The organism is Kluyvera sichuanensis (genome assembly GCF_040930405.1).
GTDB lineage: Bacteria > Pseudomonadota > Gammaproteobacteria > Enterobacterales > Enterobacteriaceae > Kluyvera > Kluyvera sichuanensis.
In genome coordinates, this window is record NZ_CP162271.1 from 2,565,690 (window position 1) to 2,589,561 (window position 23,872).

General features: G+C 56.2%; 12 protein-coding genes. 5 read left to right on the plus strand and 7 right to left on the minus strand.

Annotation, left to right across the window (positions count from 1 at the left end):
* The first annotated feature begins 3 nt into the window (after positions 1-3).
* Positions 4-1,290 (plus strand): HlyC/CorC family transporter, encoded by a 1,287-nt coding sequence (locus AB2B48_RS12510; protein ID WP_185668763.1) that lies wholly within the window; start codon positions 4-6, stop codon positions 1,288-1,290.
* A gap of 43 nt (positions 1,291-1,333) precedes the next feature.
* Here the strand turns inward: AB2B48_RS12510 and grpE are convergent, their stop codons facing one another.
* Positions 1,334-1,927: a nucleotide exchange factor GrpE gene (gene grpE, locus AB2B48_RS12515; protein WP_185668762.1), complete on the minus strand. Its 594-nt coding sequence runs from the start codon at positions 1,925-1,927 to the stop codon at positions 1,334-1,336.
* A gap of 121 nt (positions 1,928-2,048) precedes the next feature.
* Here grpE and nadK point away from each other — a divergent pair, with 121 nt between their 5' ends.
* The 3 genes from nadK (at position 2,049) to bamE (ending at position 5,160) form a co-directional block, all read left to right on the plus strand.
* Entirely contained in the window at positions 2,049-2,927 is an 879-nt protein-coding gene (gene nadK, locus AB2B48_RS12520; RefSeq protein ID WP_185668761.1) for an NAD(+) kinase, read from the plus strand.
* An 84-nt stretch (positions 2,928-3,011) separates the two neighbouring features.
* On the plus strand, positions 3,012-4,673 hold the full coding sequence (recN, locus tag AB2B48_RS12525) for a DNA repair protein RecN (RefSeq protein ID WP_368299304.1): 1,662 nt from the start codon (positions 3,012-3,014) through the stop codon (positions 4,671-4,673).
* A 148-nt stretch (positions 4,674-4,821) separates the two neighbouring features.
* Positions 4,822-5,160, plus strand: coding sequence for an outer membrane protein assembly factor BamE (bamE, locus tag AB2B48_RS12530; protein ID WP_035894936.1), 339 nt, complete (start codon positions 4,822-4,824; stop codon positions 5,158-5,160).
* A gap of 146 nt (positions 5,161-5,306) precedes the next feature.
* Here bamE and AB2B48_RS12535 read toward each other — a convergent pair whose 3' ends face one another.
* Positions 5,307-5,591 carry an RnfH family protein gene (locus AB2B48_RS12535; RefSeq protein ID WP_368299305.1) on the minus strand — a complete coding sequence of 95 codons (285 nt, stop codon included), beginning with the start codon at positions 5,589-5,591 and terminating at the stop codon, positions 5,307-5,309.
* Complete coding sequence (locus AB2B48_RS12540; protein ID WP_220439695.1) at positions 5,581-6,018, minus strand: type II toxin-antitoxin system RatA family toxin; 438 nt, start codon at positions 6,016-6,018, stop codon at positions 5,581-5,583. Before AB2B48_RS12540 ends, AB2B48_RS12535 begins: the two co-directional genes overlap by 11 nt.
* Positions 6,019-6,169: 151 nt before the next feature.
* Here AB2B48_RS12540 and smpB point away from each other — a divergent pair, with 151 nt between their 5' ends.
* Positions 6,170-6,652, plus strand: coding sequence for an SsrA-binding protein SmpB (smpB, locus tag AB2B48_RS12545; protein ID WP_035894933.1), 483 nt, complete (start codon positions 6,170-6,172; stop codon positions 6,650-6,652).
* Between the two features lie 44 nt (positions 6,653-6,696).
* Here smpB and AB2B48_RS12550 read toward each other — a convergent pair whose 3' ends face one another.
* From AB2B48_RS12550 to AB2B48_RS12565, 4 genes are all read right to left on the minus strand, one after another.
* On the minus strand, positions 6,697-7,866 hold the full coding sequence (locus AB2B48_RS12550) for an HlyD family efflux transporter periplasmic adaptor subunit (RefSeq protein ID WP_368299306.1): 1,170 nt from the start codon (positions 7,864-7,866) through the stop codon (positions 6,697-6,699).
* Complete coding sequence (locus AB2B48_RS12555) at positions 7,863-10,010, minus strand: type I secretion system permease/ATPase (protein WP_368299307.1); 2,148 nt, start codon at positions 10,008-10,010, stop codon at positions 7,863-7,865. The genes AB2B48_RS12550 and AB2B48_RS12555 overlap by 4 nt, the downstream gene beginning before the upstream one ends.
* 23 nt (positions 10,011-10,033) lie before the next feature.
* Positions 10,034-11,347 (minus strand): TolC family outer membrane protein, encoded by a 1,314-nt coding sequence (locus AB2B48_RS12560; protein WP_368301956.1) that lies wholly within the window; start codon positions 11,345-11,347, stop codon positions 10,034-10,036.
* 97 nt (positions 11,348-11,444) lie between these two features.
* Positions 11,445-23,648 (minus strand): Ig-like domain-containing protein, encoded by a 12,204-nt coding sequence (locus AB2B48_RS12565; protein ID WP_368299308.1) that lies wholly within the window; start codon positions 23,646-23,648, stop codon positions 11,445-11,447.
* Positions 23,649-23,872: the final 224 nt, after the last annotated feature.

Sequence of the window (23,872 nt, forward strand, 5' to 3'; positions counted from 1 at the left end):
CACTTGGAACATATCTCAACCACCACGCTGATCGTTACGCTGATCATCATGGTGGTCATCTCTGCCTATTTCTCAGGTTCCGAAACCGGCATGATGACGCTGAACCGCTATCGGCTCCGTCATCTGGCAAAACAGGGCAATAAACCGGCGCGTCGCGTCGAAAAGCTGCTGCAAAAGCCTGACCGTCTTATCAGCCTGGTGCTGATTGGCAACAACCTCGTCAACATTCTGGCCTCTGCGCTGGGCACCATCGTCGGCATGCGCCTGTATGGCGACCTGGGCGTCGCTATCGCCACCGGGGTGCTGACCTTCGTAGTTCTGGTATTCGCAGAAGTACTGCCAAAAACCATCGCCGCCCTCTACCCGGAAAAAGTGGCCTATCCAAGCAGCTTCCTGCTGGCACCGCTGCAAATTCTGATGATGCCGCTGGTCTGGTTCCTGAACCTGATTACCCGCATTCTGATGCGCATGATGGGCATAAAAACCGACATCACCATCAGCAGTGCGCTCAGCAAAGACGAACTGCGCACCATCGTGAACGAGTCCCGCTCGCAAATCTCGCGTCGTAACCAGGACATGCTGCTGTCGGTGCTGGATCTCGAAAAAGTCAGCGTTGATGACATCATGGTGCCGCGCAACGAAATCGTCGGCATCAACATCAATGACGACTGGAAATCGATTGTTCGCCAGCTCACCCACTCGCCGCACGGCCGCATCGTGCTGTACCGCGACTCGCTGGACGATGCCATCAGCATGCTGCGCGTACGCGAAGCCTATCGCCTGATGACCGAGAAAAAAGAGTTCACCAAAGAGGTGATGCTGCGCGCCGCCGATGAAATCTACTTCGTTCCGGAAGGCACACCGCTCAGCACGCAGTTGGTGAAGTTCCAGCGCAACAAGAAGAAAGTGGGCCTGGTGGTCGACGAGTACGGTGATATTCAGGGGCTGGTGACGGTTGAAGATATTCTGGAAGAGATCGTCGGCGACTTCACCACGTCGATGTCGCCATCGCTGGCCGAAGAGGTCAACCCGCAGAACGACGGCTCGGTGATTATCGACGGTGGCGCCAACGTGCGCGAGCTGAATAAGGCCTTCAACTGGCATCTGCCGGAAGACGAAGCGCGCACCATTAACGGCATCATTGTGGAAGCGTTAGAAGAGATCCCGGCTGCGGGTACGCGCGTGCGCATTGCCCAGTACGATATCGATATTCTCGACGTACAGGATAACGTGATTAAGCAGGTGCAGGTAAATCCGGTGAAGCCGCTTCGGGAAAGCGTGAAGGATTAAAGAATAGCCCCTCTCCCCGCCAGGGGAGAGGGTTAAGCGAAGATTACGCCTTCGCTTTCGCGACGGAGACCATCGCCGCGCGAATGGTACGACCGTTCAGGGTGTAACCCTTCTGCATCACCATCAGCACGTTGCCAGCTGCGACCTCTTCGGACTCAACCATCGCAATGGCCTGGTGTACGTTCGGGTCCATTGGGACGTTGATGTCCGCCACGACCTGTACGCCAAACTTCGCCACCACGTCCAGCATCGACTTACGGGTCAGCTCGATACCTTCGATCATCGGTGCCATATCTTCGTTATCTTTGTTCGCCACTTCCAGCGCGCGGTCCAGACTATCCAGCACCGGCAGCAGTTCGTTGACGAATTTTTCCAGCGCGAACTTGTGCGCCTTCTCAACGTCGATTTCGGTACGGCGACGCAGGTTTTCCATTTCTGCCTTCACGCGCAGGACGCTTTCGCGTTCGCGGGTTTCAGCTTCCGCTAACTGCGATTCGAGGTTCGCAATTTTTTCGTCGCGCGGATCCACCTGGTCAGCAGAAGCGTTTGGTTCAACCGCCTCAACTTCTTCGTGCTGTTCCATGATAATTTCTTCCGGGGATTGCCCCTCAGGCGTTTTCTGTTCTTTACTACTCATGAATTTCTCCGCGTTTTTTCGCAATCATCTCGCTAACTTCGCTTATTATGGGGATCAGATTCCGGGTTTCAAGGGAAGCCATCACATTGTCACCCATCTTCGGCACAAGGACATTCAGAAAATGAACAATCATTTCAAGTGTATCGGTATTGTAGGACACCCACGTCACCCAACGGCGCTGACGACACATGAAATGCTCTATCGTTGGCTGTGCACCAAAGGCTACGAGGTGATTGTTGAACGCCAGATAGCCAAAGAACTCAAGCTGGATAACGTCCAGACCGGCACGCTGGCGGAAATTGGCCAGAAAGCGGATCTGGCGGTGGTGGTCGGCGGCGACGGCAATATGCTTGGCGCGGCCCGCACCCTAGCCCGCTACGACATCAGCGTGATTGGCATTAACCGCGGCAACCTCGGCTTTCTCACCGACCTTGACCCGGACAACGCCCATCAGCAATTAGCCGACGTGCTGGACGGTAACTTTATTGCCGAAAAACGCTTCCTGCTGGAAGCGCAGGTGTGCCAGCAAAACTGCCAGAAGCGCATCAGCACCGCCATCAACGAAGTGGTGCTGCACCCCGGCAAAGTCGCCCATATGATTGAGTTTGAAGTCTATATCGACGAAACCTTCGCCTTCTCCCAGCGCTCCGACGGCTTGATTATCTCTACGCCAACCGGCTCCACGGCCTACTCGCTCTCGGCGGGCGGCCCAATTCTGACGCCTTCTCTGGATGCCATCACCCTGGTGCCAATGTTCCCGCACACGCTATCGGCGCGTCCGTTGGTAATTAACAGCAACAGCACCATTCGTCTGCGCTTCTCGCACCGCCGCAGTGACCTTGAGATCAGCTGCGACAGCCAGATAGCTCTGCCGATTCAGGAAGGGGAAGATGTGCTCATTCGCCGCAGCGATTATCACCTCAACCTGATCCATCCGAAAGACTACAGCTATTTCAACACATTAAGCACCAAGCTTGGCTGGTCAAAAAAATTGTTTTAATTTTATCGCCGCCTCTTTACTGGATAAAAAACCAGTTTATACTGTATGAAAACACAGTTATGGGTTTTCATACAGGAAGCGGCTATGTTAGCACAACTGACCATCAGCAATTTTGCCATCGTTCGTGAACTTGAAATCGACTTCAACAGCGGCATGACGGCCATCACTGGCGAAACCGGGGCCGGTAAATCAATTGCAATCGATGCCCTCGGCTTATGCCTGGGTGGCCGCGCCGAAGCTGACATGGTTCGTGCTGGCGCCAGCCGCGCCGACCTCTGCGCCCGCTTCGCGCTCAAAGACACTCCTGCCGCCCTGCGCTGGCTTGAAGATAACCAGCTGGAAGATGGCCGCGAGTGCCTGCTGCGCCGCGTCATCAGCAGCGACGGCCGCTCACGCGGCTTTATCAACGGCACCGCCGTGCCGCTGTCGCAGTTGCGTGAGCTGGGTCAACTGCTTATCCAGATCCACGGTCAGCACGCGCACCAGCAGCTGGTGAAGCCTGAACATCAGAAAACCCTGCTTGATGCCTACGTCGGTGAGTCAGCGCTCGCACAACAAATGGCCGAACATTACCGTCTGTGGAACCAAAGCTGTCGCGATCTGGCGACTCATCAACAGCAAAGTCAGGAACGCGCCGCCCGCGCAGAGCTGCTGCAGTATCAGCTGAAAGAGCTTATCGAGTTCCACCCGCTGCCGGGCGAATACGAACAAATTGACGAAGAGTACAAGCGTCTCGCCAACAGCGGGCAGCTTATCGCCACCAGCCAGCATGCGCTGGCAATCCTCGCCGACGGCGAGGACGTCAACCTGCAAAGCCAGCTCTACACCGCCCGCCAGCTGGCAGGTGAACTGGCGAGCATGGACAGCAAACTCGCTGGCGTGCTGGATATGCTGGAGGAAGCGGCCATTCAGCTAAGCGAAGCCAGCGACGAACTGCGTCACTACTGCGACCGTCTGGATCTCGACCCAAACCGCCTGTACGAGCTGGAACAGCGTCTGTCAAAACAGATTTCACTGGCACGTAAGCACCAGATTTCGCCGGAAGCGCTGCCGGAGTACTACCAATCCCTGCTGGACGAACAGCAACTGCTCGACGACCAGAGCGACTCGCTGGAGACGCTGAAACACGCGGTGTCTCGTCATCATCAGCTGGCAATGGAAACGGCCCACCAGCTGCATGCGCAGCGTCAGGCAAGCGCTCAGGAGCTTTCACAGCTGATTACCGACAGCATGCACATGCTCTCCATGCCGCACGGCCTGTTCGATATCGACGTCCGCTTTGAAGAGCAGCACCTGACCGCTGAAGGCGCAGACCGCATTGAATTCCGCGTGACCACCAACCCCGGCCAGCCGCTGCAGGCGATTGCCAAAGTAGCGTCCGGCGGTGAGCTGTCGCGTATTGCGCTAGCCATTCAGGTGATTACCGCGCGCAAAATGGAAACCCCGGCGCTGATCTTCGATGAAGTAGACGTAGGTATCAGCGGCCCGACGGCGGCAGTCGTTGGCAAGCTGCTGCGCCAGCTGGGGGAATCCACTCAGGTGATGTGCGTAACGCACCTGCCGCAGGTTGCAGGCTGTGGCCACCACCACTTCTACGTCAGCAAAGAGACCGACGGCGCGATGACCGAAACACACATGCAGCCGCTGGACAAACGTGCTCGTCTGCAGGAGCTGGCGCGCCTTCTCGGCGGTAGCGAAGTCACACGGAATACGTTGGCGAACGCGAAAGAGTTGCTGGCCGCATAAACTTTTTTGGTTTCTTAGAGTCTGAGTTCACAATAAAAACGCCGTAAGACCTGATATCAAAGGTTTCCAACTTACCTCAGGTCTATTATCATCGGCACATTACATATGAGCCGCGTACTGCTCGGGCCCGAAAAGGAATCAAATCACTATGCGCTGTAAAACGCTGACTGCTGCCGCAGCGGTTCTTCTGATGATGACTGCAGGCTGTTCCACTCTGGAGCGAGTGGTTTACCGTCCTGATATTAGTCAGGGGAACTATCTGGTACCTAATGATGTTGCCAAAATCCGTGTTGGCATGACGCAACAACAGGTCGCCTATACCTTAGGTACCCCGATGATGACCGACCCGTTCGGCACCAACACCTGGTTCTACGTTTTCCGCCAGCAGCCGGGCCATGAATCCGTCACTCAGCAGACGCTGACCCTGACCTTCAACAGCAGCGGCGTACTGACGAACATCGACAACAAACCAGCGCTGACCAAATAAATCAGCGGCGGTGTGTAACAGATGCAAAAAAAGCGCTCAATGAGCGCTTTTTTTATGTCTGCAATCGGCGTAGCCCGGCCGAACGTAGCGACGCCGGGGAAACCCCGGAGTCGCTGCTCTCGCACCTCGTCCGGGCTACAGAGTGGTCAGTTTTTTTGCTGAGCGCGCTGGCGACGCAGTTCTTTCGGGTCGGCAATCAGCGGGCGATAAATCTCGACCCTGTCACCGTCATGAACCACATCGTCAAGCTTTACTGGGCGACTATAAATACCGACTTTATTTTTTGTCAGGTCAATATCATCACGCAGGGTCAGCAGGCCGCTAGCCTGAATGGCCTGCTCCACCGTCGCGCCTTCATCCAGCGTCACCCGCTGCAGATACTGCTTTTGCGGCAACGCATATGCGACTTCGACGGCAATTTTACCCGGCACTGTAAACCTCGCGAGCGCGCATCGTGAACGCCTGCACCATATTCAGCGCCAGCTCTTTAAAGATGCGACCAAACGCCAGCTCAATAAGCTTGTTGGTAAACTCAAAATCAAGCTGGAACTCAATCTTGCAGGCGTCCTGGCTCAGTGGCGTAAACTTCCAGCCACCAATCAATTTCTTAAACGGCCCATCGACCAGATGCATCAGGATGCTCTGGTTGCTGGTTAACGTATTGCGCGTGGTAAAGGTCTTACTGATGCCTGCCTTAGAGACATCCACCGCCGCCGTCATTTGCGTCGGGCCGGACTCCAGAACACGGCTGCCTGTACAACCGGGGATAAAATCTGGGTAGGCATTCACATCGTTCACCAGTTGATACATTTGCTCCGCGCTGTAGGGAACCAGCGCAGTACGGCTAATCTGAGGCATAGCAATTTCCATTCACAAACACGGCGTAAATAGTATCATTTATCTACTGCTAAAAAAAACGGAGGCGGGCTATATCGTGCTAAGATAACCCATTGCGCCTCGCGGGAGCTTGAGGCAGTGTTATTGAGATAAGCGATAAGTTCAGGACATTATGACAAAGAAAAAAGCACACAAACCTGGATCAGCCACGATTGCGCTGAATAAACGCGCCCGCCACGAATACTTTATCGAAGAAGAATTTGAAGCGGGCCTTGCCCTCCAGGGTTGGGAAGTGAAATCCCTGCGCGCAGGTAAAGCCAACATTGGCGACAGCTACGTCATCCTGAAAGACGGCGAAGCCTTCCTGTTTGGCGCGAACTTTACCCCGATGGCCGTAGCATCAACGCACTACGTTTGCGATCCTACCCGTACCCGTAAACTGCTGCTTAACCAGCGCGAACTGGACTCTCTGTTCGGGCGTATCAACCGCGAAGGTTACACCGTGGTGGCGCTGTCGCTGTACTGGAAAAACGCCTGGTGTAAGGTAAAAATCGGCGTGGCGAAAGGGAAGAAACAGCACGACAAACGTTCCGATCTGAAAGATCGCGAATGGCAGCTCGATAAAGCCCGCATTATGAAACATGCTGGCCGCTAGTTCTGGCAACGCTTGCCTGCACCCGCAGGCAAGCGTCGTTTCCATCACCGTTCCCTCAGCGCTTCCTTCATCTTGTTCAGCGGCTTAATCAGGTAATCCAGCACCGATTTCTGCCCGGTCTTAATTTCCACGTTAGCAATCATCCCCGGCATGATCGGGAAACGCTTACCCTGTTTATTCACCAGTTCCGCCTGTTGCGTGCGTACGTAAACCCGATAGTAAAATTGATCGCGGCGCACCTCATCCTGCAAGGTGTCAGGCGAAACCACCTCGACGGTGCCTTTTAAATCGCCATAGATAGAGGTGTCATAGGCGGTAATTTTGACGGTCGCCGGTAAGCCAGGGCGGATATAGGCAATATCGCGAGGGTTAATCCGAGACTCGATAAGCAGCTGATCTTCCAGCGGGACAATCTCCATCAGCTTGCCGCCGGGCTGCAGCACGCCCCCGACGGTATTCACCTGAATATCTTTCACCACCCCACGCACCGGTGAAAAAAGCGATGCTCGCTGAACCTGGTCAGCTTTACCCGCCATCACCTGCAACTGCGCATCCAGGTCGGCATCATTCTTCACCTGCTCTTCCCGCGCCCGCACTGCATACTGGTTACGCGCTTCATCCATCTTACCGCGCAGCTCAGCGGCCTGACGTTCAAGGCGGATGACCTCGACCTCACCGGCTGCCCCTCGGGCAATCAGCGGCTTCGTCATTCGGATTTCCGCATCCACCAGCTGCAGCGTTTTTTGCAGATTGCTGAGGGTTTCATTCAGCGTTCTGCGCCGGGACTCGTACAGCTGCTTCTCACGGGCAACCAGCGCGGACTCCTGGAGTGATTCGGCGCCAAACTTCAGCGGCAGCCCGCTCAGCTCCGCGCTTAAACGCTCGCTCGATGCCCGAAGTGAACGGACGCGTACCGCCGCTTCGCCGAAGTTCGATTGAAAGCGCGTCTGGTCGAGGCGCGCCAGCATCTGCCCACGATTAACAATATCGCCCTCTTTCACCAGCAGCTGGCTGACGATACCGCCGTCCAGGCTCTCAATCACCTGCGCATGGGTAGAGGGCGTGACCTTGCCGGTCCCCACGGTCACCTCATCAAGAATCGCCCAACGGGCCCACAGCACAAAGATGACAAGACCCAGAAAGCTTAACCACACCACCGACGACGAGAGACGACTCTGGCGATTCAGCTCATCCTGCATTTTCGCTTCAATCATTGCGCACCTCCGGGAACAATCGAGGCGACGTTGCTGTTCTTCCTCGCCTGATTCAGTAACGTATCGCGCGGGCCGTCGGCCACCACCTTCCCGTTTTCCAGTACCACAATGCGGTCGACCAGCTTGAGCAGAGCCGGGCGATGGGTAACCAGCACCAGCGTGCGCCCGGTTAGCCACTGTTGAAGCTGGCGAATCACCCACTCTTCCAGCTGTTCGTCCATCGACGCGGTCGGTTCATCCAGCAGCACAATTTGCGGGTTACGTACGATCAGGCGGCTCAGCAGCACCATCTGCCGCTGCCCGCCCGATAAACCGCGCCCGCCTTCATTGATCATGCGGTCGAGGCTCGCGGCATCCTGCTGCACCAGCGTAATCGCCCCGCTAATCCGCAGCGCCTGAATCAGCTCCGCTTCGGTCGCATGGGGATGACCCAGCATCAGGTTCTGCCGCAGCGTGCCGAAAAAGAGCCTGGAGTCCTGCGAGAGATACCCAACCTGCCGCCGGACATCGGTTGGGTCGATATGCGCCATATCAACGCCATCGATAATCGTTTTGCCTTTGGTGGCCTGAACCTGCCCTGAAAAAAGCCGCAGCAGCGTGGATTTCCCGGCCCCGGTTTTTCCCAGAATGGCGACCCGTTCGCCGGGCATAATCTCCAGCCCGTCAATACTCAGCGCCTGCTCGCCCTTTTCCACGTCATAGCTGTACTGCATCTGCTGCATCTGATAGTGCCCCGCCAGCACCGGGCAGTGCGCCATCTTCTTATCCGACTCTTTATCCAGCGGTTTTTTCAGCAGTTCGTTCAGCCCGGTCATCGCCGATTTCGCGTGTTGCCAGCGCGAGAAGACCATCGTCAGTTGCATCAGCGGCGCAATGGTGCGCGACGACAACATACTGCACGCCACCAGCGTACCGGTGGTGATACTGCCATCAATCACCAGAAAACAACCAAACACTAACATGCCGGCGTAGGTGATCTGCTGAACGGTGGATGCCCAGCCGCTTAGCCGCGCTCCCCAGATTCGCTGCTTCATGCCGATGCTGGCCCCGACGGCGTGCGTCGTTTCCCACTGACGCTGGAAGTAAGGCTCCGCCTGCAGCGCCTTAATGTCCTCTACCCCTTCAATCGATTCCACCAGCACGGCGTTACGAATGGCGCTCTCACGCATCCCCTCTTTAGCAAGCTTAGCCATCGGCCACTGCACTAAAATACCGGGGATCACAATCAACGGGATCGCGATCAGCGGGATCACCACCAGCGGGCCGCCAACCATCGCGATGATCACGATAAACAGCAGCACGAAGGGCATATCCATCGCCGCACCCACCGTCGTGGAGGTCAGCAGTTCACGCACCTGATCCAGCTCGCGCAGCTGCGAGATAAACGATCCGGTGGACTTCGGCCTGGCATCGTTTTTAATCGACATCGCCCTGGCAAAAAACATCGACGATAAATTCAGGTCGATATGTTTGCCCATGATGTCCGAGATGTAGGTGCGCGCCAGGCGGATAAAGAACTCCAGCGCCGCCGCCAGCAGCACGCCAAAAAACAGTACCCACAGCGTAGGGAACGACTGAGCAGGAATAACCCGGTCATAGACCTGCATCGAAAACAGAATCCCCCCCAGCGCCATCACGTTGCCGACGATAGAGGCCAGCGCGATTTCAGAGAGCTTGCGCCCGGTATGGCGGAAATGACGCCAGAACCAGTGCGCCTCCCACGGGCGAGTAAAGTCATCGATACGCGAGTCGCGCCCGCGTACCGCAATACCCAACATGACCACATCGGAAGTGATGCGCTCAAGCAGCGTCTCCAGCGCCTCTTCCCGCACCAGATCGCCGCCGTTGCTGAGCCAGTAGGTCACCAGTCCCTCGGCGTTGAGCGACTCCAGCAGCATGATTTCGCCACTTTCCATCTGCACGATGGCGGGCAGGTTCTGCGCGCTCCAGCGCATTTTCGCCACCGGGACACGGTGCACCTGTAGCCCCATCAGCCCGCTCAGCCTTTGCAGGCGTACGTCTATTGGTAAATTTTCAAACCAGCGCATCTGTTGACGCACGGCAGGCGCATCCGCTGGCAGGCCAAAGCGGCCTGCCGCGCGCACCATCACATTGATCCAGCTTTCGGTATCCGGCTGTTGCATAACCACTCCTGCATCCGTGTTGTCTATAGTGCGGGTAAGTCATCACCAACGGTGCGGCTGCGCTCGATGCCTAACATATCAAGTAGGTTATCGGCGGCCCCCGCGTAGCGTACGGCAGCATCCCACGCGTCATAGCGTGCGGTTATGGTGGCGCTATCGGCCTGAAAAACGTCCTGTTCAATACTCAGCAAATCGTTCAGGCTGCGCTTGCTGAGGCGATATTCATCGCGATAAACCCGACGGGCCAGTTCGGCGGTGGCCGACTGCGCTTCCCCTGCCTGCTGGCGAATCTGGGCACCGGTGAGATCGGCCCAGGCGGTCGCGGCGCGCTGGTTCATGTCCAGCTTGCTCGCTTCAACCTGAGCCTGAGCGCTTGCCCGATCCCCTTCGGCCGCATCCACGCGAGCGCTGACCGCGCCGCCCTGGTAGAGTGGCGCATCAACCACCAGCTGCACCTGATCGTCCCAGTAGTTGCTCTGATCGTTTTCATAGCGCGTCCGCCCGGCCTGCACCGAGATGGTCGGCCAGTGCTGGGCCTGCGCCTGACGAATACGCTGCTCCGCCGCCAGTTGCTTAGACTGGGCGCTGCGCACCGCATTGCTGCGTTCATACGGAAGGGAGTTAACGGAGAATTTTTGCTTCATCAGATCTTCAGGAAGATCTGGCAGGTTGTCAGACACCACCCCCGTCAGCACGCTTAGCGCCGCCTGCGCGGTGCGTTTCTGCGCCTCAAACTGGGCAACCGTGGCGTTCATGCCAGCGATACGCGACTCCGCCTGTAGCACGTCGGACTGCGAGCTCAGGCCCGCCTGGGCCCGCAGTTTCGCCATCTCCTGAATCGCCTGAAGCGACTGGATATTATTGCGTGCGACCTGCGCCAGCGCCTGATAGCGCTTGACCTGCAGATAGGTTTGCAGCGTTTGTGTGCCAACCTCATTGAGGGCGCTGTACAGCTCAAAGCGCCATGCGTCGGAGAGGTTGTACTGCTCATCAATGCTGCCGCCGGTTTTACCAAAATCGTACAGCAGCTGTTTTAGCGAAACGCCGCCAGAACCGTTGTTATTCAACGATCCGGCGGAGTCAGTACGGTGCGATCGCCCCATGTTGCCCTGCAGGGAGATCTGCGGGAACCAGCCGCTTTTCGCTTCATCAAGATTCGCCCGGCCGACGCGGATCTGCGCGGAGGCCTGGGCGATTTTTGGGTTGCGGGCAAACGCCCGCAGTATCGCTTCCTTAATGGTCAGCTGAGCCTGAAGCTGTTCGCTTGGGGCCGATTGCCACCGATATTGTCCTTCGTTACCGGGAGCCGCCAACAGATTAGCCATCGGTAACATCATTAACAGTAGAGATACGGCACGTTTCATTTTTCCACCTTAGGATTGCCCGTGGTGATATTGTTGATTGCCCGCCTCGTCCCTGAGGTGTTAATTCCCGTTAGACCATGTTGACATGCAGTCCATGCTGAATGAGGACGTCGCTAAGCGTATTGGATTGCGAACTGTTGTGATAAACGTCGAACATCACGCCGTTCACTTCACGCTGTTCGGTAATCGCCCAGGTATCCGTCGCGCCGTGTTTCAGGTTGATCTGGTCGCCGTCGCTGCCTTTGATCAGCAGGTCGTCTTCCGGTTTATCGGTGATCGTCAGCGCTTCGTTAACGTCCAGCGTGATGCTGTTATTCCCGGATTTGCCCAGATCGATAACTTCAATGTTGTGAACTTTTCCCGCCAGTTCGATGAGATTCAGGATGATATTGGAGCCATCCAGCACTAGGGTGTCCGTCCCCGCGCCGCCGTCGATTTCGGTAAAGCCCAGCGATGAGAGATGGATGGTGTCGTTACCTGTGCCGCCATGTACCGTGTCGCCGGTCTGCGTGGTGCCGTCGACAAGGTCGACGCTCAGGCCGCCAATGGTGTAGGTGGTCTCCGTGGTAGTGGCCGTCTCATGAGTGGCGGCGGTGGTGGTCGTGGTGTTCGAACTGTCCGAACTTGTCTGCGAGCTGTTGTCCGAACCTTCGTTGGCACTGGCGGCAAGGATGGAGAAGCTGGCCGCTTCCGCCATCATCGTCGAAGCCCCCGATGGTGGTGTGGTGGTTGCGTTCCCACCGCCAAGCCCAACGTTCAGGTAGGCCATATTGCCCGCCGAATCTGCCGCAGAAAGGTAAACAATCGTGCTCAGCGAGAGGATTTTCACCAGATCCAAACTGAGATTAAGATCCGTACTCCATGTTCCGTCTGCTTTAACCGTCGCGCTTCCGAATGCCAAATTCGCCAGGTTAATGTTAACGAGCGATCCTGCCTCAAGGTTATGCGATGTGCCGCTGAGGGTCAGAATGGCCGGTTTGGTTAACCCTAACGCACCCAGTAGTCCACCGACTAGCCCAAGAAGGCCATTGATTACCCCCGATAGCACTGGCGTCAGGCCCAGATCTGGCTGGGTCAACTTCACGGCAACGTCGGTTGATTTCGTGTCGGTATTGCCTACCCGGTCGGTGACAGAGTAGCTAATCGTGGTGGTGTTACCCTGTAGCGCTTTTAACACGGTACTGCTGATATTGGCCGTCCATGTGCCATCGCCGTTTACCGTTCCGTTAAACGAAACGCCGCCCACGGTGACCTTCACCACCGAACCACTCGTGGCATTCGTGATCGTTCCGCTAATGATCTGACCGGATGCCGCTTCGTTAATATTGAGTTTGCCATCACCAAACAGCGTGTTCAGCGTCACCGTCGGCAGGTTGTGGGTAATGACATCCAAGATGCCGGAGGTGCTCGCCGTGTTGCCCGCACTGTTTTTCACCGACACGCTCACCGTAGGGCTACCATCCGCTAACAGACTAAGATCGGCTTTTGGTACCGTCACCGCCCAACTGCCGTCGGTCGCGACAGTGGCCGTATAACTCTTCGTGCCAAGCGTCACGGTCAGCACTGAACCAATCGCGTTCGCACTGCTCCCGGAGATGACCTGGTCGAGACTCAGGTCCGCCAGGCTCAGGCCGCCATCACCAAACAGCGACGTAATCGAGACCGTCGGCGTCGCCTGAATAGACACGCTAGCCGATTTGCTCGCCGTTGCCACGTTGCCCGCAACGTCTGTTGCCGTCACGCTTACCTGCAAGTTATTGGTACCGTCGGTTAATCCTTGTAGAGAGACGGAGGAGATAGGGATCTGCCAGGCTCCGCCCGCACCAACGGTGGCGGTGAGCGACAAGCCTCCTACCGTCACGTTGATTTGTGTACCGACAGCCAGGTTGCTGCTCGTGCCGGAGAGGATCGGGTTCGTGAGCAAATCAAGCAAATCCAGCACGCCATTGCCGAACAAGGTTCCCAGGGTAATGGACGGTACCGCCTGTACAATAGTGCCAACCACCTGGCTGCTGCTGATGATATTGTCCACCGCATCCGTCACGCTGGCCGTCACTTTCAATGAGCCATCAGCGATAGATGCCAGCGTACCGGCAGCCAGTTGCAGCGCCCAGGTACCATTGATTACCGGCACCTGATACGGCGTTGAACCAATGGTTACCGTGACGGTACCCGTCGTCGTGCCCGTTACCGTACCGGAGATGGTTTGCGCTAACGTCGTTTCGTTATGATTGAGCCAGCCATCATTACCAAACAGCGAAGTAATGGCGACCGACGGCAAGTTTGTCACGCCAATAGTGACATTCGCCCCCACGCCCGTCCCAACGTTACCATCCGGCGTCGTCACTTTGATCTGCGGCGCAAAGATCCCATCCAGCAGACCACTCAGGTTTGCGGGGGTCAGGTTGATGGTAAAGGTGCCGTTTGCCGCCACGGTACCGGTAAAGGTTTTCGCCCCAATCACCACCTCGACGGTCGACCCCAGCGGCGCGTTGCTCACTACGCCGGTAATGGTCTGATTGAGGAGCGAATCCGCCACGTTCAGCAGGCCATCACCAAAGGCCACCACGTTACTGATAACCGGCGCGACGAGGTCGAGTTTGAACTGACCCGTTTGCGATGCCGGGTTACCGTACTGGTCGTTGGCGGTGACCGTCACTGAAACGTTACCGGTTCCCAGCGTCTGCAACGCAGATACCACCGTGCTTAAATCGACTGACCAGCGCCCGCTCCCATCAGCATTGGTGGTGAAGGTCTGGCCACTCCCCAGCGTGACGGTAATCACGCCGTTGGCAAGCCCCGTAGAGGTACCACTCAGCAAGGCGTTCGTCAGCTCCTTGATGCTCAACGTACCGTCGCCAAAAAGCGGATCCAGGGTGATTGTCGGCAGGTTGTGGGTTGCAATGGTGATCGTTGATGTCGAGTTCACGACGTTGCCGTATTTATCCGTGACTGCAATACCTACCGTCGCCAGGCCGTCAGGCAGGAGACTCAGGATGGATGTTGGCAACGTGGCGACCCATTTCCCGGTGCCATCGCCTAAGGCGGTCAGCGTGGCATTGACCACCCGCCCACCAAAGGTAATGGCGACGTTGGTGACATTCGCCAGCGTACTCACCGTACCGGAAATCGTCTGATCGACCTTACTTTCCGCCACGTTAATGACGTTATCGACTGCCGTCAGCACATTGCTGACCACCGGGAGGTTGGTCAGCGCGAGGTTGAAGTCGATAGTCTGATAAGTGGTGTTTTGGTTGGCATCCACCACATCCACGCGCGCGGTCAGCGTCTGGTTTATCAACCCCTGCCAGATAGACGGCGGCAGTTGGAAGGAGTAAGAACCGTCGCTACCCACAGCCAGATTGTTAATCGTGAAGTTGGCCCCGGCAATCGTCAGCGAGACTTTTGCGCCGCGATAATCACCGCTGATCCGCCCGGTCAGGGTTTGGGTAACCAGTGATTCAGCAACGTTCAGAATGCCATCGTTAAAGACCTGATCGATAACGACACCCAGCGTTTTGTTGAGCGCGACGTTCAGCGACACGGTATTGGAACTCACGTTACCTGCGCTATCCGTTGAGGTGATGCTGATCACCTGCGGCCCATCGGTCAGCTTATTCAGATCAAGCTGAGGGAAGCTGTAGCTCCAGTTACCATCGTTATCACTGTGCGCCGTCACGGTCAGCGGGCCGACGACAATTTTCACATCCGTATTGGGGTCTGCTAGCCCTTTAACCACAAGGCCTGCGAGGGCAGCCCCCGTGTTAAGCACGGCAGGGATACTGGCCGCATCGACCTTCAACAGCGGTGCAGTGGTATCGATGGTGAACGTCTGCGACCCCTGAGCCTGGTTACCCGCTGCATCGCTCACTTTCGCGATGATGGTCGCGCTGTTCCCACTCAGTGCCGCCATGTCCGCCTGCGACACCAGTACAGACCAGCTGCCGTTGGCTACCACCGCGTAATAGGTATTCCCATTGAGAGTGACCACGACCTGGCTACCGTTGGCATCGGATGTCCCGGTAATCGTCTGCGCGGCGGCTTTCTCATTAATGTTGACCACGTTGTCACCGGTAAACTGATTAACGGTGAGCGTGGGAGGAATGGTATCAACCGTAAAGGTCTGCGAGGCAACGGGCGTCAGTGGCTCACTCGCGCTCGTGGCAGTAATAGTATAGGTACCGTCCGGTATCAGCCCTTGCGGTAGAGGATAAGACCAGGAGCCATCCGCCTGAACCGTCACCCTTGCCACCTCAACGGCGGAGCCGCCGCTGGGCTGCAAGGAGATAATAATCTGCTCAGCCACCAGATTCAGTGCGTGCCCGGTAATCGTTACCAAACCGTTGACTACCTCGTATGCAGCAACAAGGTTATTCCCGGTCACCGGGTCCATCAGCACCGCGTAAGACGGCGGAGTGAGATCGATAGTCAGATCCGGAACCCCTGTCGCGCTACCGGTGTTACCGGCTTTGTCGATCCCCTGAACTGTTACCTCACCCGGCTGCAACAGCTTCATATCGTCAGTCGAAATCTGCAGAGACCAGCTGCCGTCTGCCTTCACCAGCGCATCGAAGCTGTGGGCAATGCCGCCTACCACGTTGTTCCCGGTGAAGGTCACGCGAACCGTATCACCCACCTGCAAGTTGGTGGAGTTCCCGGCGATGGTCTGCGCGGTTTGGCTCTCGAGATAGCTCAATTTGCCATCGCCAGCAAATAAGGTGGTGACGCTCACCGTCGGCTCAGTAATCTGGATAATCACCGGCGCACTCGTGGTGCCGCTGTTTTTTCCGCCATCCGTCACGGTGACAAGAATGTTCGTTTGACCTCGCTCGGTGATGGTTTGCCAATCGCTAGCCGAGACATTCAGTACCCAGCTATTACCAGTGATATCAGCGTCAAAACTTTGACTGCCAATAGTGACCGTCACTTTTGCGCCCGTTAGGTATAACGGTGACGTGGTAAACGTCCCGCTCAGCTGGGTCCCTGTCGCGCCTGGATCGACATATTCCTCATGGTTCACATAACCATCGCCAAAGATAGACGAGGTGATTTGTACGGTTGGTACCGTGAAGTCAACGTTAAAGCCAACCGATTCAGAGGTTTTATTTCCGTACTGATCCTCGGCGGTGACGATGATCGCGTGAGAGTTGGACGGATCGAGCGACTGCAATGCCCCGGCAGGCAAGTTCACCGTCCATATGCTGTTATTCACACTGGCGGTGTAAGTGACGCCGCCGATATCAATCTGCACGGTGACGTACTGGTTGCTGCCGTTACTGATACCCGTGCTACCGCTCAGCGTCAGCGGCCCGGCCGCCTCAACAATATTCAGGATAGCGTCGCCGCCAAAGAGACCATTCACTGTTGGCGCCGGCACATTAGTATGCACCCCGATATCTACGCTGACCGGAGCACTGATGTTGCCCGCCCGGTCAGTCGCGGTAACCGTCAGGGTCGACGTGTCACCATCCTTAAGACCCACCATATCTGCCGGTGTCAGGGTATACGACCATTCACCGTTAGTACCCACCGTCACGTTACTATAGATATGGCCGTTAAAGCTCAGCTTAATCGTCTGACCGGTCCCCGTTACCCCCGTATTTCCGGTAATGATCTGATTGGCGCTGATTTCATTGAAATTAATGGCGCCATCACCAAATGGCGTGTTAAATGCGGCGACAGGCAGGCTATGGGTTAGCACATCAAAGTTACCCTGACCCGTGACAACGTTACCGGCTTTGTCCGTCACGGTGACAACCACCGTCGTGGTGCCATCCGGCAGTGCGCCCAGCACCGTAGGTGACAGATCCAACGACCAGGTACCATCACTATTAATCGTCGCGGTAACAGGCGTGCCGTTATTCAGACTCACCGTTACGCTGGCAACATTGGACACGCTGGTATTGATCTGACCAGAGATGGTCTGCTGACCCGTTGACTCCGTTTTATTCAGCAGTCCATCGGTGAACACCGTTCCTAGCTGCGGTGGAAGCAACGAATCGGTCAATACGTTGAATGAATTAACAGGCGTGGAGGTGGTGCTGTTACCTGCGCGGTCAGTGACCGTAACGGTTACAGTATGCGAGCCGTCATTCAGGCTATTAAGCAGCGCTGGCGACAATACTACCGACCAGTTGCCGTTAACATCGACAACACCTGGAATGCCCGCCGCGCCGTCAATGGAGATACTCACTTTCTGGCCTGCACCCAACTGCCCCGTAGAGCCCGACAGCTGAGAACCCGCATTCGCTTCCAACTGGTTGATATAGTTGTCACCAAAGAGTATCGCTGGCAACGTCGCCGTCGGCGGCGTCAGTATCACCGACAACGCACCGCTCGCGGTTGCCGGGTTTTTCCAGGCATCCATTGCCGACACGGTAGCGGTCAACTCACCGCTGGTTTTGAGCGCCCCCGCGCCAATATCGACACTCCAGATACCGCCAGAGACGCTGCCAGAGAATGTCTGCGAACCAATGGTGAGCGTCACCGGCGTACCATCAGCCAGCCCGGTAGCCGCGCCGGTCAGCGTCGTTTTCACTGCAGCTTCGGCAATACTGACAATGTTATCGGTGTACAGCATGCCCAACGCTATCGTCGGTGCCGTCACGGTATTCGTGTCGACGATAACCGATACAGGCTTGGTGTTGCCCTGAGCATCAGTGGAAGTGAACAGCAGATTGGTCGTACTTTGTCCCAGGCTTTGCAACACACTCGACGGGATAGTCATACTCCAGCTACCCGTGCTGCCCACCGAGGCGACCAGGGTCGTGCCGTTGATATCCAGTTTCACCATCAGCCCCGGCGTACCGGTCCCGGTGATGATCTGGTCTACGCTGGCTTCAACAATATTAATCAACCCGTCAGCCAAAATTGAGCCTGGTAGCGTCACCGTCAACTCTGGGCCGCTGGTATCGACAGCAACATTATGCGTCGCCGATGCCGGGTTATGTGCCGCATCCTGAGCGTTGGCGGAGATCGTGTAGTAAGGAGTGCCCGGGGTGGACTCAGGCAGGTTACCCACATCGGCTTGAGGAACGGTAATTTTCCAGTTCCCGGCGCTATCCACCGTGCCGGTATAGGTTTTGTTATTTAACGTCACGGTGACAACCGTACCCGAGGCAAGATGGGTAGACGTCCCGGTGATATCCAAAGGCCTGTCATGTTCCTGGGCGTTAATCACATCGTCTTGCGCGACGGTATTGATGATTAACGTTGGCTGCGAAGCCTCGTGCGTCACAAAGGTCACGCTATGGCCAGCCGAGGCAACGTTACCCGCGACATCGCTAACCGACACTGAAATGACCTGAGAACCGTCCGGTACCGCAGCCACATCCCCTTTAGGAATGTCCAGCGACCAGACACCGCCAGAGACCGTAGTGGTGTATTTCTGCCCGTTAAGCGTGACGGTGACCGTTCTCCCATCCTCCACCCTCGTCGTCGTCCCACTCACGGTCAGATCGCTTTGTGACTCCATCTTACTGACAAAATCATCGCCGGAGACTTTATTCACCTGCACCAATGGGGCGTTAGCCGCTGAGGCATCCAGCATAAAGCTAGAGGAGGTGGTCGTGGTATTGCCTGCGTAGTCGGTAATGGTCGCTTTAACCGTGACCGGCCCATCCGGCACATTTGCCAATGCGCCAGCAGACAGTGTGATAGTCCATGTTCCGTTCGGCTGCAGGATGGCATCGTAGTTCTGCCCATTCACCAGCACTTTGACCGCCTGCGCATGCAGAGGATCGTACGACCCGGTACCGGTAATATTCAGCGCGCCGCCCGCTTCCACCGTGTTGACGATGTTATCGCTGGTGACGCTATTAATTCCCAGCGTCGGAGGCGTCGTATCAACCATCAGCCCGGTAGTGGTGCTGCTCTGGTTGCCCACCGCGTCGCTTGCCGTCACGGTAATGGTATGGTTACCCTGGCCGAGCGCCCCCAACTGCGTAGGCGTCAGCGGTAATGTCCAGTTGCCGTTCGCGTCCACGATTGCCGTCATCGGTGTGCCTGAATCCAGCGTAACGGTGACCGTTTGTCCCCCGCCTTTGTTCCCCGTGGTGCCGTTCAGCGAGCCACCGGCAGCGGCTTCAGCCGCATTCACCACGCCGTCGGTGAAGGGAACGCTAATCGCTGGCTGCGGAAGTTGATGCGTAATAATGGTGAACTGCCGTTCGCCGCTGACAGGAAGATTATCAACATCGCTCGTGGCCACGGTGACCGTCGCGGTGCCATCGGCAACGGCGGCAGCATCCGCCTTCGAGATGGTGAGCTGCCAGTTACCGCTACCGTTAACCTGCGTGGTGTACTGCTTACCGTTGAGGGTGATGGTGACCGTGGTGCCTTCGGCAACCCGCGCCGTGCTCCCGGCGATGGTTAAACCATCGCTGATATCCGCAGCGCTGATTTTATCGTCAGATTCAACGGGGCTCACCATAATGGCGCTCTTGGTGGTATCCACCTTAAAGCTCACATTCTGCGCCGTTGAGGTGTTACCCGCCGGGTCTGACGCCGTCACTGACATCAGATACGTGCCGTTGACCATCCCGGTGAGCACATTGGCGCTGACCGGGATAGACCAGCTTCCATCGGCTGCAACCGTGCCCGAGACGGTCGCGCCATTAATGTTGATGATAACAACGCTCCCCGGATCCGCCGGCACGGTTTTCCCGGTCAGGATAATGCCGCTGTTCAGTTCAGCAATATCAATGAGGTTATCGCGAGTGACCGGATCGATAATCACATTCGGCGCCAGGGTATCCAGGGTGACGGTGCGGGTTACGGTGGTGGTATTGCCAGCATTATCGGTCGCCGTCACCGTATAGGACGTTACGCCATTTGGCAGCGCACCCAGTTCGGTCGCGGATAACTGCACCTGCCAGACGCCTCCGGTCAGGGTCGCGGCATGCGGTACGCCATTAAGCGTAACCACCACGCTCGCCGTATCCCCCGATGCGTTGATATTGACCGTCTGTCCACTCTGCACGTTCGCGGCATTCAGCACGTCGTTGCCATTGAGCGGCGAGACCGTCACGGTTGGCGGCGTTTTATCCACGTTAAAAGCAATCGTTCCGGAGCTGGTATTACCCGCGGCATCTTTAACATCGACCGTAATGGTACCCGGTGCCGACGGTAAGCTTTCCATCGCCCCGGCAGGCAGCGTGACTGACCATGAGCCGTCATTCTGAACCACGCCGATATACTGCTGACCGTTAAGCGTGGCCACTACGGTTTGACCTGCGCCCGTTACGTTGGTGTGGCCGGTCAGTAGCTGGTTCTGGGTGGATTCCGCCAGGTTGACCGTACCATCAACAAACGGTAGATCCACCTGAAGCTGTGGCAAATTATGGATAATCACAGTGAAGCTGTGATTATCGCTTGCCGTGCCATCCGGCGTCGTAGCTTGCGCAGTGATGGTGTTCAGACCGTCGTTCAGCAGAGCCAGGTCGGCAGCCGAAATCGTCGTTTGCCAACTGCCATTCGCCGTGACTGCCGCTGTATAAACTTTGCCATTGAGCGTCACCACAATAATGGTGCCTTCCGGCAGACCCGCGCTATTGCCCTTCACAACCAGCGGACTCCCCGACTCAGAGAGATTCAGATAGTCATCATTGGCGACGATGCTAATCGCAATCGCCTTGGTTGTGGTATCCACGCCAAAACTGGCATTGATGGTTTTCGTCTGCCCGTAGGCGTCGATAACGCTGACGGAATAGCTCTGCGTGCCATCAGTGAATTTTTGTAATTCAACAGCCGGTAAAACAATCTGCCAATTACCCAGCGCATCTACCACGCCGGTATAGCTTTTTCCACCCAGGTTCAACGTCACCACGCTGCCGGTTTCGGCGTTGCTTGAGCCGCGCAAGGTTTGATCGACCTTCACTTCCGCGGCATTCAGGGAGTTGTCGTCAGTGAGGTCTTGTACGCTGAGGGTCGGAACGGTCGTTTTGACCGCCACGTTATGCGTGATGGTGGTTTTGTTACCCGCCGCATCAGTGAGCGATGCGGTGAGGGTGTACGTGCCGTTGCTGAGCTGTCCCAGATCCGCCGCAGGGAGCTTCACCTGCCAGTTACCATCCCCGCCCACCACCGTGGTATAGGTTTTCCCATTCAGCGTTACCGTGACCGTTCGACCACTTTCACTGGTCGCGCTGACGCCATTGAGCACCTGATCTTTGCTCAGCTCACCCGCGTTCAGTTTGTCATCACTCGTTAACGGTGACACCGACAATGCAGGCGCAATGGTATCCACCTGCACAATCTCCGCAAGGGATCCCGCATTGCCCGATGCGTCGGTCACGCTGACGGCAATCGCCAGTGGGCCATCAGGGAAGGTTTGCAGATCGGCGACGGGCACGGTGATTTTCCAGTTACCATCGCCATCTACCGTTGCCTGGTAGATTTTCCCGCCAACGGTCACCGTGACATGCTGACCGGTACCGGACACCCCGGTGCTCCCGGACAGGATTTGATCTGTGGTTTTTTCGGCGCTGTTCAGATAGCCATCAACAAAAGGCGCATTGATTGTCGGCTGCGGCAGATGGTGAATCTGAACGTTTAAGGTGTGTTCATCCTGGGCGGTATTGGTCCCTTGCGTCACGACAGCCTTGATGACATTCGCGCCATCTTTCAGTTGCTGCAGATCCGCAGACGGGATACTCACGCTCCAGTAACCCGCGCTATCGATGTTAGTGACCGTATAATTTTTACCGTTCACGGTAACGACAATCGCAGCACCAGGGCCGGTTACCGTGGTGATACCACGAACCTCCAGCGATTGCTGCGCTTCAGCAGCATTCAAGTAATCATCCGTAGAGAGAATCGCAATGGCGATCCCCGGCTGGGTGGTACTCATCGTGACGTTAGTCGTTCTGTTGATGGGATCACCGTTAATGTCGGTGACAACAGCGCTAATCACATTTGCGCCTTGCGCAAGCGCCGCTAAATCCCCAGACGGGATAGTGACCTTCCAGCTTCCATCACCGCCAACTTCCGCATAATACTTTTTCGTCCCCAGCGTAAGAGTAATAATCTGCCCGGCGGCAACGTTGACCGTATGACCAGAAAGAATCTGATTCAACTGCACTTCCGCCGAGTTAACCACGTTATCGCTAGCAAACAGATCGAAAGTGAGGTCAGGGGTGGAGAAGTTGGTGGTTACGGTGACCTGCTGCTGGGTCTCGTTACCCGCGTGATCTTTAACGCTGTAGGTCACCGTGTAAGTGTGCCCATCCTGCAAAAGCGCCATATCGGCCTGAGGGATCGTCAGCTGCCACTGACCTTTTGCATCGGCCACCGCGTAATATGGCTTCCCGTTAAACGTGACAACGATTGTTGCCCCCGCATCTTTCTCATCAATATAGCCGCGGACAATCTTATCGGCGTTTTGCTGCGCCTGCGTCACCCTATTATTGGTCGCAAAGGAGGTTAACGTCAGGTCAGGTGGCGTGGTATCAACCGTGATGACGCTCTCTTTGCTGAACGTCGAACCACCCGGCGTGGTGATGCTCACTTTCAGAGAATAGGTTCCATCAGCCAGCGTCTGCAGCAGTGACAGCGGCAGCTGGGTGCTCCAGCTACCGTCAGAATGAATCGTGGTGCTCCAGGTCTGCCCATTTACACTAATCGTCAGCGTACTGCCCGCAAATTGCGCCTGGATGCTGCCGCTAACGGTCTGCGCCGACCCAATTTCTTGTTTATTAATGATGTTATCGGTCGCAACAGGAGATATCGTGATGACCGGCGTCGTTGGCTGCGGAGGATTGGTACCATTATCCCCACCGCCATTATTACCGCTATGACCACCACCGCTATTACTCGCCGCTGCCGCCACACCGATCACGCCGCCAACGGCAGCAATGCCGCCCAATATGGCAAGCGCTGACAAACCGCCTGCACCAATAAGCGAACCGAGTGCCACATCAGCGTATACCGGCACAATGGCTTCTGCCGCAACGGGGCTAGCCTCCGTCACCGCCGGGAATACAGCATGATGCACGCCATTCTGATCTTCAAAGACAAGCTCGCTATGTAACCCCTCTTCATCCAGCAGGAAGAAGTTCTGGTAGCGTACCGTCGTGCCGTCCTTCATATGGATAATCAGGTCATTTCCCTGACGATCATAAGACCCCACCACATCCGGAGATGAATGAATGCGAACAATGCTCGACTGCGTCAGATTAACAACCCGATCGCTTTCTTTGGTATATTCCATCACAAGATTACCGGTTTTCCGGTTTAATACATCGACGCTGCCTGGCAGGCTATTTGACGGGGGCATAGATTCACCTCGAAAAAAATATCGAATATGATCGACAGCTCTCGTTTACACGAGAGCTAACGCACAGTATTAGATTTGCGAAAATCATCACTTCTGCTACGCACATCGCGATAAAATGCATGTGATTGTTTTTTAAGTAAAATTCAATAAAACCTCATTAGTACTAAAGAACTACAATATAAAAACATATATACAACTTTCTATGTATAGGCAAATGCAAAGGT

What these genes read in the sequence shown, in the direction of transcription:
- grpE (WP_185668762.1), bottom strand. Translation starts at nt 1,927, where the DNA reads ATGAGTAGTAAAGAACAGAAAACGCCTGAGGGGCAATCCCCGGAAGAA.
- AB2B48_RS12560 (WP_368301956.1), bottom strand. Translation starts at nt 11,347, where the DNA reads ATGATGTTACCGATGGCTAATCTGTTGGCGGCTCCCGGTAACGAAGGA.
- AB2B48_RS12565 (WP_368299308.1), bottom strand. Translation starts at nt 23,648, where the DNA reads ATGCCCCCGTCAAATAGCCTGCCAGGCAGCGTCGATGTATTAAACCGG.
- AB2B48_RS12550 (WP_368299306.1), bottom strand. Translation starts at nt 7,866, where the DNA reads ATGATTGAAGCGAAAATGCAGGATGAGCTGAATCGCCAGAGTCGTCTC.
- smpB (WP_035894933.1), top strand. Translation starts at nt 6,170, where the DNA reads ATGACAAAGAAAAAAGCACACAAACCTGGATCAGCCACGATTGCGCTG.
- bamE (WP_035894936.1), top strand. Translation starts at nt 4,822, where the DNA reads ATGCGCTGTAAAACGCTGACTGCTGCCGCAGCGGTTCTTCTGATGATG.
- nadK (WP_185668761.1), top strand. Translation starts at nt 2,049, where the DNA reads ATGAACAATCATTTCAAGTGTATCGGTATTGTAGGACACCCACGTCAC.
- AB2B48_RS12540 (WP_220439695.1), bottom strand. Translation starts at nt 6,018, where the DNA reads ATGCCTCAGATTAGCCGTACTGCGCTGGTTCCCTACAGCGCGGAGCAA.
- AB2B48_RS12555 (WP_368299307.1), bottom strand. Translation starts at nt 10,010, where the DNA reads ATGCAACAGCCGGATACCGAAAGCTGGATCAATGTGATGGTGCGCGCG.
- recN (WP_368299304.1), top strand. Translation starts at nt 3,012, where the DNA reads ATGTTAGCACAACTGACCATCAGCAATTTTGCCATCGTTCGTGAACTT.